The organism is Streptomyces sp. NPDC005931 (assembly GCF_042871235.1).
In the GTDB taxonomy this organism is placed as follows: domain Bacteria; phylum Actinomycetota; class Actinomycetes; order Streptomycetales; family Streptomycetaceae; genus Streptomyces.
In genome coordinates this window covers 1-13,317 of record NZ_JBIAIG010000005.1, presented here as the reverse complement: position 1 = coordinate 13,317, position 13,317 = coordinate 1, and the positions used below count along the sequence as shown (strand labels likewise).

The 13,317-nt window shown below is 73.9% G+C and carries 10 protein-coding genes and 1 rRNA gene; 5 read left to right on the top strand and 6 right to left on the bottom strand.

Features of this window, described 5'->3' with window-relative positions; all coding sequences use genetic code 11:
- Positions 1-77: 77 nt before the first annotated feature.
- The 5 genes from ACFYOV_RS14305 to mtnA form a co-directional block, all read right to left on the bottom strand.
- Positions 78-974: a ComF family protein gene (locus ACFYOV_RS14305; RefSeq protein ID WP_389087143.1), complete on the bottom strand. Its 897-nt coding sequence runs from the start codon at positions 972-974 to the stop codon at positions 78-80.
- Positions 975-1,242: 268 nt separating this feature from the next.
- Complete coding sequence (locus tag ACFYOV_RS14300; RefSeq protein WP_389087140.1) at positions 1,243-3,081, bottom strand: LpqB family beta-propeller domain-containing protein; 1,839 nt, start codon at positions 3,079-3,081, stop codon at positions 1,243-1,245.
- A complete protein-coding gene (gene mtrB / locus ACFYOV_RS14295; protein ID WP_389087138.1) occupies positions 3,071-5,338 on the bottom strand; it encodes an MtrAB system histidine kinase MtrB in 2,268 nt (755 codons plus the stop codon). The genes ACFYOV_RS14300 and mtrB overlap by 11 nt, the downstream gene beginning before the upstream one ends.
- Position 5,339: 1 nt before the next feature.
- On the bottom strand, positions 5,340-6,029 hold the full coding sequence (gene mtrA, locus ACFYOV_RS14290; protein ID WP_389087135.1) for a two-component system response regulator MtrA: 690 nt from the start codon (positions 6,027-6,029) through the stop codon (positions 5,340-5,342).
- Between the two features lie 170 nt (positions 6,030-6,199).
- Complete coding sequence (gene mtnA, locus ACFYOV_RS14285) at positions 6,200-7,348, bottom strand: S-methyl-5-thioribose-1-phosphate isomerase (RefSeq protein ID WP_389087133.1); 1,149 nt, start codon at positions 7,346-7,348, stop codon at positions 6,200-6,202.
- A gap of 140 nt (positions 7,349-7,488) precedes the next feature.
- Between mtnA and ACFYOV_RS14280 the strand changes: the two genes are divergently transcribed.
- Genes ACFYOV_RS14280 through ACFYOV_RS14260 form a run of 5 tightly spaced genes read left to right on the top strand, consistent with a single transcriptional unit; the run spans position 7,489 to position 13,138 of the window.
- Complete coding sequence (locus ACFYOV_RS14280) at positions 7,489-8,892, top strand: glycerophosphoryl diester phosphodiesterase membrane domain-containing protein (protein ID WP_389087130.1); 1,404 nt, start codon at positions 7,489-7,491, stop codon at positions 8,890-8,892.
- 4 nt (positions 8,893-8,896) lie between these two features.
- Positions 8,897-9,649, top strand: a complete 753-nt coding sequence (locus ACFYOV_RS14275; protein WP_389087128.1) for a DUF4129 domain-containing protein — start codon at positions 8,897-8,899, stop codon at positions 9,647-9,649.
- Entirely contained in the window at positions 9,646-10,839 is a 1,194-nt protein-coding gene (locus ACFYOV_RS14270) for a DUF4350 domain-containing protein (RefSeq protein ID WP_389087125.1), read from the top strand. Before ACFYOV_RS14275 ends, ACFYOV_RS14270 begins: the two co-directional genes overlap by 4 nt.
- On the top strand, positions 10,839-11,828 hold the full coding sequence (locus ACFYOV_RS14265) for an AAA family ATPase (RefSeq protein WP_389087123.1): 990 nt from the start codon (positions 10,839-10,841) through the stop codon (positions 11,826-11,828). Before ACFYOV_RS14270 ends, ACFYOV_RS14265 begins: the two co-directional genes overlap by 1 nt.
- Positions 11,828-13,138, top strand: coding sequence for a DUF58 domain-containing protein (locus tag ACFYOV_RS14260; protein ID WP_389087120.1), 1,311 nt, complete (start codon positions 11,828-11,830; stop codon positions 13,136-13,138). The genes ACFYOV_RS14265 and ACFYOV_RS14260 overlap by 1 nt, the downstream gene beginning before the upstream one ends.
- A gap of 84 nt (positions 13,139-13,222) precedes the next feature.
- Here the strand turns inward: ACFYOV_RS14260 and rrf are convergent.
- Positions 13,223-13,317: ribosomal RNA gene (gene rrf, locus ACFYOV_RS14255) — 5S ribosomal RNA — on the bottom strand; the annotation flags it as partial.

Here is a 13,317-nt window from a genome sequence, read left to right as displayed (position 1 = left end):
GCGTCACCCTCTACTGCGCCGTACCTCCATTCAGGTGAATTGGTCCTCTCATTACCTGCAACTACGCAAGTTCTCGGTCAGTGCCCGTTTATTTCGAAAGTGTCCGGCGGTGCCGCGACGACCGCCGCGCACAACGGCCCCTCGTCGGCGCCGCACGCGTCCGCCGTCCCCGCCCGGCCGGCATGCCGCCCCGTCCTCTCCTGCCCTGGCCCCGGCCGCTGTTCCCCTCTGCCTTCCCATGTCTCACCCGTGTACACGGGCGCGGGCACCGAATTGCTCGAACCACCGCTCACTTCCGGCCCCGGGGCCCGCAGCGCCGCCCGCACCGCCCGCGCGGCCTCGGCCAGCGAGGCCCCCGTGGTCATCAGGTCGTCGACGATCACCACCGGGCCCGCGCGGAGCAGTCGGCCGCAGCCGGGGGCCACCGCCAGGGCACCGGCGAGATTGGCCAGCCGCTGCCGGGAGTCGAGCCCCGACTGGTCGGCCACCCGCCGCCGCTGCCGCACCGCGGGAAGCACTCGAGCGGGTACCCCGCAGCGCCGGAGTTCACCGGCCGCGGCCAGGGCGATCCGCCGCCCCGGATCATGCCCGCGCGCCCGTACGGCCCGCCGCGCGGAGGGCACGGGCACGAGCAGCACGGCGCCGCGGGGGCCGGCGGGACCGGCGCCGAGACGGCCGGCCTCCCGCAGGCCCGCCCGCACCGCGCCCGCCAGTGCCTCGCCGAGCGGGCCGGAGAGGGCCAGGGCACCGCGTTCCTTGTGGGCGAGCAGCACCGCACGTACCTCGTCCGCGTACCGCGCCGCGGCGTGCACGACCGGCAGCCCGGCCGGCGCCGGCTCCGGCCGCACCCGGCGCGGCACGGCCCCGCCCAGCGCCGTACGGCAACGTGGGCAGAGCACGGTCCGGGGTCTGCCGCACCCACCGCACTCGGCCGGCAGCACCAGGTCGCCGAAGTCCTGCCACCACCCGCGCATGGCCCCACTCTGCCCGCGCACGCCCGGCCCGGCCAGCCCTGTGGAAAACCCCTGTGGACAACCCGTTCATACGCGTGACGGGCCACGGAACCGGTGCCGTGGCCGGGCAGGCGAGAGAGGGCCGGCCGGAACCCGGGCACGAGAGAGGGCCGGAGACAGAACCGGGGAAGGGGACCGCGGACCGGACCGGTCCCGGCACCGGTGCCGGGACCGAGGCCACCAAGGCCGGTATGGCAGCCGGGACCGAGGCCGGGGTGAGGCCGCGGCCTCAGCCCGGATACACCGGCGCCGTCCCCTTCGTCAGCTTCTGCCACTGGTCGCCCGAGGGCAGCCGCACGATCCCGTCCACCGAGTAGGCCACCAGCGGCAGGCTGTCGTGCTCCGCGGCGGTGACCTCCTTCACGCCGGTCAGGGCGGCGGGCGCCGGGACGTCCGGCGTGGAGCCGTCGACCTCGACGTACCGCATCTGCTCCACGCCCCCCTCTTCGCGCCCGACCACCACGAGCCGGCTGTCCCCGGCCCACGACATGGCCGTCACCTGCTCCAACTCCGGAGTCGGCGAATGCAGTTCGCGCACGGTGACCGCCGGCCGTCCACCCGTCTTCCCGTCCGGGCCACCGCGTTCGATGCGCCCGACCAGCAGCGAGCGCTTGTCGCCCTGCTCCACGACGAGCGCGATCCGCACCCCGTCGGCAGCCACCCGGACGGACTGGATCCGCCCGTCCAGCCCCGGCGTCCGCACGGTCAGCGGTTCGTCCGCACCCTCCTCGAGGAGGAGCAGCCGGGGAGCGGCGGGATCGCGGTCGGCCACCCACAGGCCGCCCTGCGCGTCCCAACTGGGCGCGGTCAGACGGTCCTCCTCGGTCTTGCCCCGGCTCTGCAGCACGGGCTCCCCGAGCGAGCCGCCCGACACCAGAGCCCCGACGTACAGGAGCCTGCCGTCGATGCCGACCCCGGCCGCGGTGCGCTCGTCGCGCGCGACCGCCACCGACCGCAGCGCCTTGTCGCCGTCGCCCAGCGCCCCCGGCACCGGGTCCGGCTCGGTGCCGCTGCTGCCCGCGGCGATCCGCACCACCCGGTCCCTGTCATCAACGAAGTACAGATACTCCGGGCGGTGCATCGAGCCCCGCGAGGCCACCGTCTCGGCGCCGCCGCGGCTGAGCGAGCACAGCTGCCTGCCGTCGGCCCGCAGGTCGACCTCTTCGACCGCCGGGCTGAGAGTACGCAGTGTGAACAGCAGCTGCGCAGCCATCTCCTCGCACCGGTCGGTGCCGACGTCGGCCGCCCGGTCGTTGAGCGGAACGGTCAGCCTGCCCCGCTCGTCGGGCGTCAGCGTCCCGGTGCCCTTGCGCAGCGCCGTGCCCGCGGGGAAACCGGACCGGACGGCGGGGGCCAGCCAGGTGGTGGGCCCGTTCAGCAGCGAACGCACCATCTGGGTCGTCGGGTCCACATGGCTGCGTACGTAGACCGGATCGGCCACCGCGGTCGGCGGCCCGCCCGTGCTCGCCGACCCCGTGTTCGAGGCGAAGTAGTACTTGTTGACGGACATGTAGTTGCGCTGGAAGTCCGACTGGCCCATGACAACGCCCTGCGGCACCCCGTCGATGCGCCACTGCCCGCTCTTCGGGTCCTGTGTGAGGTGCACCAGCTTGTTGTACGGCCCGGAGGCGGGCGCGTACGACTGCTCCGCGTCCACCATGGCGACCTTCGTGCCGGTCAGCGTGAAGGACACCTCGTGGCTCTCCTCCCGGCCCGGACTGCCGGCCTGGGCGCCCGGCCCGTCCGCCAGCACCGTGGTGGACAGCTCGGGCCGCCAGGTCTTCGCGGCCTGGGGGGTCAGATACTGGCGCGCCGTCCTGTAACGGGGATCGTCACTGGTCAGCGCCTCGAGAAAGCCCTGCACGATCTCCGTGGGCGTCGCGTCCTGGCTCGGCGGCATGGCGAACACCCGCACCTGCGCGTCCTGGCGCGGCGTGGATTCGACTCTCCGCAGGTCCCCGTTGTCGGGCATGGAGGCGCACCCGGCCAGCAGTACGGCCCCCGCGGTGGCGTACGCCACCGCCCGGGGCGGCGTCCCCCGACCGCGCCTCACCCGCTCACCGCCCACGCGACGTCTCACCTTCCCTGTCCGCCTCGCCCGCCCGGCGCTCCCGCGGCGCACGTGCCGGCCCCGAAGCGGATCGCTCGTCCCACTTCGCCTCGTCACCCCGGTTCGCCTCGTCGGCCCTCTTCGGCCCGGCACCTCCGTCGGCCAGGGGTGCCCCGCCGCTTCCGGAGTCCCGCGCGGTGCCGGGCGTGCCCGCCCCGGAGGCGGCCCCCGAGGCTCCGGAAGCCGCAGGCGCCCCGGAGAACCCCGAGGCACCGGCACCGGTTCCCAGGGACGACTCCGCGCGTCCGTCGGCACCCGGCCGGGCCACGACCCGCGCCCCGTTCCCGGGCAGCGCCGTCGGATCGGCCGTGGGAGGCACCGTCCCCGGCCGCGCGGCCAGCGGGTCGCGCGCCGCGCGGGCGGAGGTGTCCGTGTCCGCCGGCTGGGCCGGTACCGTCGCGCGCTTGTCGCCGTCGCTGCCGCCGCGCTGTAGACCGGCGTCGTCGAGTCCGCGGTTGCGCCGCGAGTCCTTGGGCTCCAGCGGTATCGGGGACCCCCTCAGCGGCTCGTCCGCGGTCCGCGGCAGCGTCAGCCGGAACTGCGAGCCGCCACCCGGCTCGCCCCACGCCTGGAGCCAGCCGCCGTGCAGCCGCGCGTCCTCCAGGGCGATGGACAGCCCGAGGCCCGTCCCACCGGTGGTACGCGCGCGTGCCGGGTCGGCCCGCCAGAAGCGGCTGAAGACCCGCGTCGCCTCTCCCGGCTTGAGCCCCACGCCGTAGTCCCGCACCGCGACCGCGACCGCGCCGCCCGCCGCGGCGAGCTTGACGACGACGTCGTTGCCCTCTCCGTGCTCCACGGCGTTGACCACCAGGTTGCGCAGCACCCGCTCCACGCGCCGCGCGTCCGCCTCGGCGACCACGGGCTGCTGGTCGCCGACGACCCTGATGTGCGATCCCTTGCGCTCCGCGAGCGGCTCCGCCCCGCTGACCACCCGCCGCACGACCTCCCGCAGGTCGATCGGCTCCGCCTCCAGGGCCGCCGCACCCGCGTCGAAGCGGCTGATCTCCAGCAGATCGGCGAGGAGCGACTCGAACCTGTCCAACTGGTCGGCGAGCAGTTCGGCGGACCGCGCGGTCACCGGATCGAAGTCCTCGCGCGCCTCGTGGATGACGTCGGCCGCCATCCGCACGGTGGTCAGCGGCGTCCGCAGCTCGTGCGACACGTCCGACACGAAGCGGCGCTGCATCCGCGACAGGTCCTCCAGCTGACTGATCTTCAGCTGGAGGTTCTGCGCCATCTTGTTGAACGCCTCGCCGAGCCGCGCGATGTCGTCCTCGCCGGTGACCTTCATACGTTCCTGGAGTCGGCCCGCGGACAGCCGCTCGGCCACCCCCGCCGCCATCCGTACCGGCGTCACCACCTGCCGCACCACGAGCCAGGCGATCGCCCCGAGGAGGACCACGACGAACAGCCCGGCCGTCGCCAGGGTGCCCTTGACCAGGCTCAGCGACTTCTCCTCCTGGGTGAGCGGGAAGAGGTAGTACAGCTGGTACGGGTCGCCGTTGGGGTCGCTGACCTGCTTGCCGATGACCAGTCCGGGCTGGGACGCCTGGCCGTTGCTGTAGACGATCCGCGTGTAGCTCTGTGCCGCCGCGGTGTCGGTGTCGACCCGCTCGCGCAGGGCGCTCGGCACGCTCTGCGACGGATCGACGTGTCCCGAGGCGCGGGGGCCGCGCCCGCTGCCGCTCTCGCCGCCCACGGGCAGCGTGACCACGTCGAAGGCGCCCTGGCCACCGCTGGAGAGCGACTCGACGAGGTCGCTCATCCACTGGATGACGCTCTGCGAGGGCCGCCCGTCCGCGGTGGTGCCGTCGGTGCCGGTCACGCTGGCGGCCTCGTCGGCCTTCTGCTCGGCCACCGCGAACCCGCCCGTGGCCTGGCTCTGCGACGCCTTCACCTTGGCGTCCAGCAGGCCGTTGCGCATCTGCGTGATGACAACCAGGCCCAGCAGCAGGACAACGCCCAGCGACATCAGCAGGGTGGTGACGACGACCTTGAGCTGGATGTTGCGCCGCCACAGCCGCATGACGGGCAGCAGTGGCCGGCGCACCCAGCGCACGAACAGACGGATGACCGGGCTGCCCTGGACCCCGCCCTGGAGCAGTCCGTCCTCGAGCAGACGGCCCCAGCGGGAGCCCGCCGTCCTCCGGCCGACAGGCCGCTTCGGACGGCCCCCGGAACGGCCGGGCGCCGAAGCGGCACTGTCCCCGGACATGTCAGCTCGGCCCTGCCTTGTAACCGACGCCTCGAACGGTCACCACGATCTCCGGCTTCTCCGGGTCCTTCTCGACCTTGGAGCGCAGCCGCTGCACATGCACGTTCACCAGGCGGGTGTCGGCGGCGTGGCGGTAGCCCCAGACCTGCTCGAGCAGCACCTCGCGGGTGAACACCTGCCAGGGCTTGCGGGCCAGCGCGACCAGCAGGTCGAACTCCAGCGGGGTCAGCGCGATGGACTGCCCGTCCCGCTTCACGGAGTGCCCGGCCACGTCGATGACGAGGTCGCCGATGGCGAGCTGCTCGGGGGCAGGCTCCTCCGACCTGCGCAGCCGCGCCCGGATCCGGGCGACCAGTTCCTTGGGCTTGAACGGCTTCACGATGTAGTCGTCGGCGCCGGACTCCAGTCCGACCACGACATCGACGGTGTCGCTCTTGGCCGTGAGCATCACGATCGGCACCCCGGACTCCCCCCTGATCAGGCGGCACACCTCGATGCCGTCCCGGCCGGGCAGCATCAGGTCCAGCAGCACCAGATCGGGCTTGGTGTCACGGAAGGCGGCCAGCGCCTTGTCGCCGTCGGCTACGAAAGACGGCTCAAAACCCTCACCGCGCAGCACGATGCCGAGCATCTCGGCCAGTGCGGAGTCGTCGTCGACGACAAGGACTCGTCCCTTCATAAACGACATCATCCCATTCTCATAACAGCGGCGAAGACGCAGGTGAGGCACGTCACTGCCTCGTGACCATAGTCGTACGAGGGTGTCACTGTCTGCCCTCGCCCGCAGCCCCGCCCGCCGGAGGGCACCGGCGCCCGCTCCCGCGGACCCGAAGGCCGCCCGGAAGGACTGGTACGGCGTCCTCAACCGCTCGTCACCGCGCGCGACCGGGCGCACAGCTCGGCCAGGGCCTGAGCCGTCACGGGCGAGACGGCACCCTCCTCGGTGACGATCGCCGTCACCAGCTCGGGCGGTGTCACGTCGAACGCCGGGTTGTACGCCTGCGTCCCCAGCGGGGCCACCGGGATGCCGCCTCCCGCCTCCGTCCCGGCAGCCGGGACCTGGGGTGCCGTGACCTCCGTGACCTCGTGGCCGGGACGCTGCTCGACCTCGATGGACGCCCCGTCCGGAGTCTCCGGGTCCACCGTCGTGACCGGGGCCACCACGATGAACGGCACATGGTGGTACCGCGCGAGCACCGCGAGCGGATAGCTGCCGACCTTGTTCGCCACCGCCCCGTCGGCCGCGATGCGGTCCGCCCCGATCAGCACCGCGTCCACCTCGCCCGCCGCGAACAGCGATCCCGCCGCGTTGTCGGTGAGCAGGGTGTACGCCATGCCGCTGCGGGCCGCCTCCCACGCCGTCAGACGGGCGCCCTGGAACAGCGGACGCGTCTCGTCCACCCACAGGCGCCGCAGCCGCCCCGAGCGGTGCGCCGCCAGTGCCACCGCGAACGCCGTGCCCTCCCCGCCCGACACCAGCGAACCGGTGTTGCAGTGCGTGAGGATCCGATGCCCGCCGCCCGGCAGCAGCTCGTCCAGCAGCGCCAGCCCGTGCTCCGCCATGCGGGCGCTGGCCTCGGCGTCCTCCCGGTGCAGCTGCCGCGCCGCGGCCAGCGCAGCCCCGGCCGCCTGCCGCGGGTCACCGCCGCGGGCGAGCGCGACATGGTAGGCGGAGCGCGCCCTGCGCACCCCGACGGCGAGGTTCACCGCGGTGGGCCGGGCGCTCTCCAACGCGTCCGCGGCGTCGTCCACCTCGAAGCCCCGCACGGCGGCGAGCGCGACACCGTACGCCCCCGCGATGCCCAGGAGCGGCGCACCGCGCACGGCGAGCGAACGGATCGCCTCCACCAGCGCGGACGCATCCGTACAGACCAGCTCCACCTCCTCGGCCGGCAGCCTCGTCTGGTCGAGCACGACCAGGACGGGGCCCTCCGGCGGCTCTTCCCAGCGGATCGCCGGGATCTCGGTCGGCCGCTTGTTGTCGCCGCTGTGCGCGTACTGATCAGCCATGCGGTCAGTCTGCCCCTTATCGAGCGGACAATTGAAGGTACGCAGCCCTTACCTCGGCACGTCCCCCCAAGACCACCCCATGGCACGATGGCAGCCAACCTGCCGCCGCGACCGCGGACGGGCACCGTGAAGGAGCGACGATGAACGACACTCCGGGCTGGGCCTCGCCCGGATCCGCCCCGTCCGACCGACAGGAGCCGGGCACGTCCGGCCCTGCCGTGCCCGCCGACCGCCCGAGGCCCGACCAGCCCGCCGACCGCCCGGATCCCGACCAGCCCGCCGACCGGCCGCAGCAGCCGGAGCAGCAGGGCGACCAGGGCCGGGCCCCACAGGACCCGGGCGTGAAGTGGTCCAAGGAACAGCCGCCGCCCAGCCAGTGGTCCGCGCCCACCGGTCCGGCGGCCCCGCCGGGCCCCGGCCAGGCGCCCCCGCCCCCGCCTCCCGGCCCCGGCTGGGGCGCCCAGCCCCCCGGTGGCCCGGGCGCCCCCGGCGGTTGGGGCGGCGCCTACGGCAGCCCCGGCGGACACGGTGCCTGGGGAGGCGGCTGGGGCGGCCCGCCGCCCGCCGCCAAGCCCGGTGTGATCCCGCTGCGACCGCTGGGCGTGGGCGAGATCCTCGACGGCGCCGTCTCCACCATGCGCACCCACTGGCGCACGGTCCTCGGCATCTCGCTGACCGTCGCGGTCCTCACCGAGATCGTGGTCGTCCTGTTGCAGGGGCTCTTGCTGGACACCTCCAGCAGCGAGGCCCTCGACGACCCCAGCGCCACCCTCGGCGAGCTGACCCGCGCCCTGGGCGAGGCCCTGCTCAACTCCGGGGTCGTCTTCCTGGTCACCCTGGTCGGCACCGTCGCCGCCACCGCCCTGCTCACGACCGTCACCAGCCGCGCGGTGCTCGGCAGGTCGGTCACGACGGGCGAGGCCTGGCGCGACGCCCGTCCCCAGGTCCTGAAGCTGTTCGGCCTGATCTGCCTGCTGCTGCTCATCGCCGTCGGCATCGTCGTCGCCGGCGCGCTGCCCGGCATCCTCGTGACCGCGGCGGCCGGCCCCGAGGCGGGCGTCGCGCTGACCGCCCTGGGCATCATCGGCGCGGGTGTCCTCGCCGTGTGGCTGATGGTCCGCTTCACCCTGGCCTCGCCCACGCTCATGCTCGAGAAGCAGGGCATCCTGAAGGCGATGAGCCGCTCCGCGAAGCTCGTGCGCGGCTCCTGGTGGCGGGTGTTCGGCATCCAACTGCTCGCGACGATCATCGCGAACGTCGTCGCGTCGATCATCGTCATCCCGTTCACCTTCCTCGCCTCGGCCCTCAGCGGGGACGGCGTCACCGGCTTCCTCAACAGCGCCGGCGGCGACCTCGGCTGGACGTTCCTCGTCGTCAGCGGTATCGGCTCGGTGATCGGCTCCATGATCACGTTCCCGATCACGGCCGGCGTCACCGTGCTGCTGTACATCGACCAGCGCATCCGCCGCGAGGCCCTCGACCTCGAACTGGCCCGCGCCGCCGGCATCCAGGGCTACGGCACCGGCACCACCCCGGGGAGCTGATGCGGTGAACACCACGGGGGGAGTTCTCACCACATCGGTACAGGCACTGCCCGGGGCCGCCGGCAGGACCCTGCACACGCTGCTGGGCGACGACGAGCCGCCCCTCACCACCCCGCGCGACCCCGCACGGGAGGCGGCCCGGCGCGAACTGTCCAGGAACCTGTACCACGAGAACGACCCCAGTTGGTTCCAGCGGGCCCTCAACGCCTTCTGGAGGTGGGTCGGCGATCTGCTCGACACCGCCTCCACGGCGGCCCCCGGCGGCACCTTGGGACTGGTCGTCGTCATCGCGGCCGTGATCGCCGTCCTGGCGGCCCTGTGGTGGCGGCTGGGCACCCCGCGCCGTCGGCCCACCTCCTCCGCCGCCCTGTTCGACGACCGCCCGCGCAGCGCCGCCGACCACCGCGCCGCGGCCGAGGCGCACGCAGCCCAGGGCCACTGGAACCAGGCCGTCCAGGAGCGCATGCGGGCCATCGTCCGCGCCCTGGAGGAGCGCGCCCTGCTCGACCTCCGCCCCGGCCGCACCGCCGACGAGGCCGCCGCGGAAGCCGGCCGCGTCCTGCCGGACCACACCACCCGGCTGCACACCGCGGCCCGCGGCTTCGACGACGTCACATACGGCGGCCGGGCCGCGACGGAACACGCGTACCTGCTGATCGCCGAACTCGACCGCGACCTGGAACGCAGCAGACCGCAGCTCGCGAGCAGCGGCACCGGCGGCACGGGCCACAACACCCCCGGGGGAGCCACCGGATGACGACCGAGGCCACACTCCCGTCCACGTCGGCCTCGCCCACCGCCCGCCAGGCGTGGACCCGCGCGCGAGGCGTCGCCCTGGCGGTGCTGCTGCTGCTCGTGGCGGCGGTCGTGATCGCCGTCGTCCGCTCCGACGCCCGCCACGGCGAACTCGACCCGCGCTCCGCCGACCCCTACGGCAGCCGCGCCGTCGCCGAACTCCTCGCCGACCGCGGAGTGGACACGCGCGTGGTCACCACCCTGGAGGAGGTGGCGGCCGCCGTCGGCCCCGACACCACCCTCCTGGTCTCCAGCCCCGACCGCCTGACCCCCCGTCAGCAGTCCGGTCTCCACTCGGCGTTCGTCGACTCCGGCGGCCGCACCGTCCTGGTCGCGTCCGGCAGCGCATCCGTCGAACGGCTCGCCCCCGGGGTCACCGCCGCCCCGGCCACCAGCCTCGACTCCACACTCTCCCCCGGCTGCGAGCTGCCCGCAGCCCGCCGCGCGGGCACCGCCGACACGGGCGGCCTGCGCTACACCACCACCCACGTCGACGCGGACGAGTGCTACCCCAGCGAACGCCTCGCGACCCTGGTGCGCTTCCCGGCGCCCACCGGCAGCGGCGACACCGTCGTCCTCGGCGCTCCCGACATCCTCTTCAACGACCGCCTCGACGAGCACGGCAACGCCTCGCTCGCCCTGCAACTCCTCGGCTCCCGCCCCCATCTCGTCTGGTACCTCCCCTCGCTCGCCGACACCTCCGCCGCCGAAGAGGGCGAGCGCGGCCTGTTCGACCTGCTCCCCTCCGGCTGGCTCTGGGGCACCCTGCAACTCTTCGTCGCGGCCGGCGTCGCCGCCCTGTGGCGGGCACGCCGGCTCGGCCCCCTCGTGCCCGAAGGACTCCCCGTGGCGATCCGCGCCTCCGAGACCGTCGAAGGCCGCGCCCGCCTCTACCGCAGGGCGAACGCCCGCGACCGCGCCGCCGCCGCTCTCCGCTCCGCCACCCGCACGCGCCTCGCCCCCCTCGTCGGCGTCCCCGTCACCCAGGCGCACGCGCCCGAGGCCCTGCTCCCCGCACTCTCCGCCCACCTGCACGGCGGCAGGCGGTCCCTGCACGCTCTCCTGTTCGGCCCGCCGCCCGGCGACGACGCAGGCCTGATCACCCTCGCCGACCGACTCGACGCCCTCGAAAGAGAGGTACGCCGTCCATGATGGACCCGACCACTGACAACGCCGCGCACACCGGGGACCCGGCCGCCGCCCGGGCCTCCCTGGAAGCCCTGCGCGCCGAGATCGCCAAGGCCGTGGTCGGCCAGGACCCGGCGGTGACCGGCCTCGTCGTCGCCCTGCTCTGCCGCGGCCACGTCCTCCTCGAAGGCGTCCCCGGCGTCGCCAAGACGCTCCTCGTCCGCGCCCTCGCCGCCGCCCTGGAGCTCGACACCAAGCGCGTCCAGTTCACCCCGGACCTGATGCCGAGCGACGTCACCGGCTCCCTCGTCTACGACACCCGCACCGCCGAGTTCTCCTTCCAGCCCGGCCCGGTCTTCACCAACCTCCTCCTCGCGGACGAGATCAACCGCACACCCCCCAAGACCCAGTCGTCCCTCCTCGAGGCCATGGAGGAACGCCAGGTCACGGTCGACGGCACCCCCCGCCCCCTGCCTGACCCCTTCCTGGTCGCCGCGACGCAGAACCCGGTCGAGTACGAGGGCACCTACCCCCTCCCCGAGGCACAGCTGGACCGCTTCCTCCTGAAGCTCACCATCCCGCTGCCCTCCCGGCAGGACGAGATCGACGTCCTCACCCGTCATGCCGGGGGCTTCAACCCGCGCGACCTGCGCGCCGCCGGCGTACGCCCCGTCGCGAACGCCGCCGACCTGGAAGCGGCCCGCCGCGCGGTCGCAGAGACGACCGTCTCCCCCGAGATCACCGCCTACGTCGTGGACATCTGCCGTGCCACCCGCGAGTCGCCGTCCCTCACCCTCGGCGTCTCCCCCCGCGGAGCCACCGCCCTGCTCGCCACGGCCCGCGCCTGGGCCTGGCTGACCGGCCGGGACTACGTCATCCCCGACGACGTCAAGGCGCTCGCCCTGCCCACACTGCGCCACCGCGTCCAGCTCCGCCCGGAGGCCGAGATGGAAGGCGTCACGACCGACTCGGTCATCAACGCGATCCTCGCCCACGTCCCGGTCCCCCGCTGATGGCACCCACCGGACGCGCCGCCCTGCTCGCGGCCCTCGGCTCCCTCCCCGTCGGCATCTGGGAACCCGGCTGGACGGGCATCCTCGCGGTCAACGCTCCCCTGGCCCTCGCCTGCGCATGCGACTACGCCCTGGCCGCTCCCGTCCGCCGGCTCGGCCTCATCCGCTCCGGCGACACCTCCGTACGCCTCGGCGACGCCGCGGACGTGACGCTGACGCTCACCAATCCGTCTCGACGTCCGCTGCGCGCCCGCGTCCGCGACGCCTGGCCCCCGAGCAGCTGGCAGCCCGGCACGGAGGTCGCGGCCTCCCGTCACCGACTGACCGTGCCCCCGGGCGAACGCCGGCGCATCACGACTCTCCTGCGCCCCACACGTCGGGGCGACCGCCACGCCGACCGCGTCACCATCCGCTCCTACGGCCCACTCGGCCTGTTCGCCCGCCAGGGAACGCACAACGTCCCGTGGACGGTCCGCGTCCTGCCCCCGTTCACCAGCCGCAAGCACCTGCCCTCCAAGCTGGCCCGCCTGCGCGAACTGGACGGCCGCACCAGCGTGCTCACCCGGGGTCAGGGCACGGAGTTCGACAGCCTGCGGGAATACGTCCCGGGGGACGACACCCGCTCCATCGACTGGCGTGCGACGGCCCGCCAGTCCGCGGTGGCGGTACGCACCTGGCGTCCGGAACGCGACCGGCACATCCTCCTGGTGCTCGACACCGGCCGCACCTCCGCGGGCCGCGTCGGCGACGCCCCCCGCCTCGACGCCTCCATGGACGCGGCCCTGCTCCTGGCCGCCCTGGCCTCCCGCGCCGGCGACCGCGTCGACCTCCTCGCCTACGACCGCCGGGTCCGCACCCTCGTCCAGGGCCGCACGGCGGGCGACGTGCTGCCGTCCCTGGTCAACGCCATGGCCACGCTGGAACCGGAACTCGTCGAAACCGACGCCCGGGGCCTCGCCGCGACGGCCCTCCGGGCGGCCCCCCGCCGCTCGTTGATCGTCCTCCTCACCACCCTGGACACGGCCCCCATCGAGGAGGGCCTGCTTCCCGTCCTGGGACGACTCACCCAGCGGCACACGGTCCTGCTGGCCTCGGTGGCGGACCCGTACATCGCCGGCATGGCCAAGGCACGCGGAAACGTCGACGCGGTCTACGAGGCGGCGGCAGCCGCTCAGGCCCACACGGAACGCGCGCGGACGGCGGAGCAACTCCGTCGTCATGGCGTCACGGTCGTGGACGCGACCCCCGACGAGCTGGCACCGGCACTGGCGGACACGTACCTGTCCTTGAAGTCGGCAGGACGCCTCTGATCGGCGAGGATGCCGGAGGCGATTCTCCCTGCCCTAAACGCAGAAAACCCCGCACCATATGGTGCGGGGTTTCCCGTAATAATCGTTCGGCGGCGTCCTACTCTCCCACAGGGTCCCCCCTGCAGTACCATCGGCGCTGTAAGGCTTAGCTTCCGGGTTCGGAATGTAACCGGGCGTTT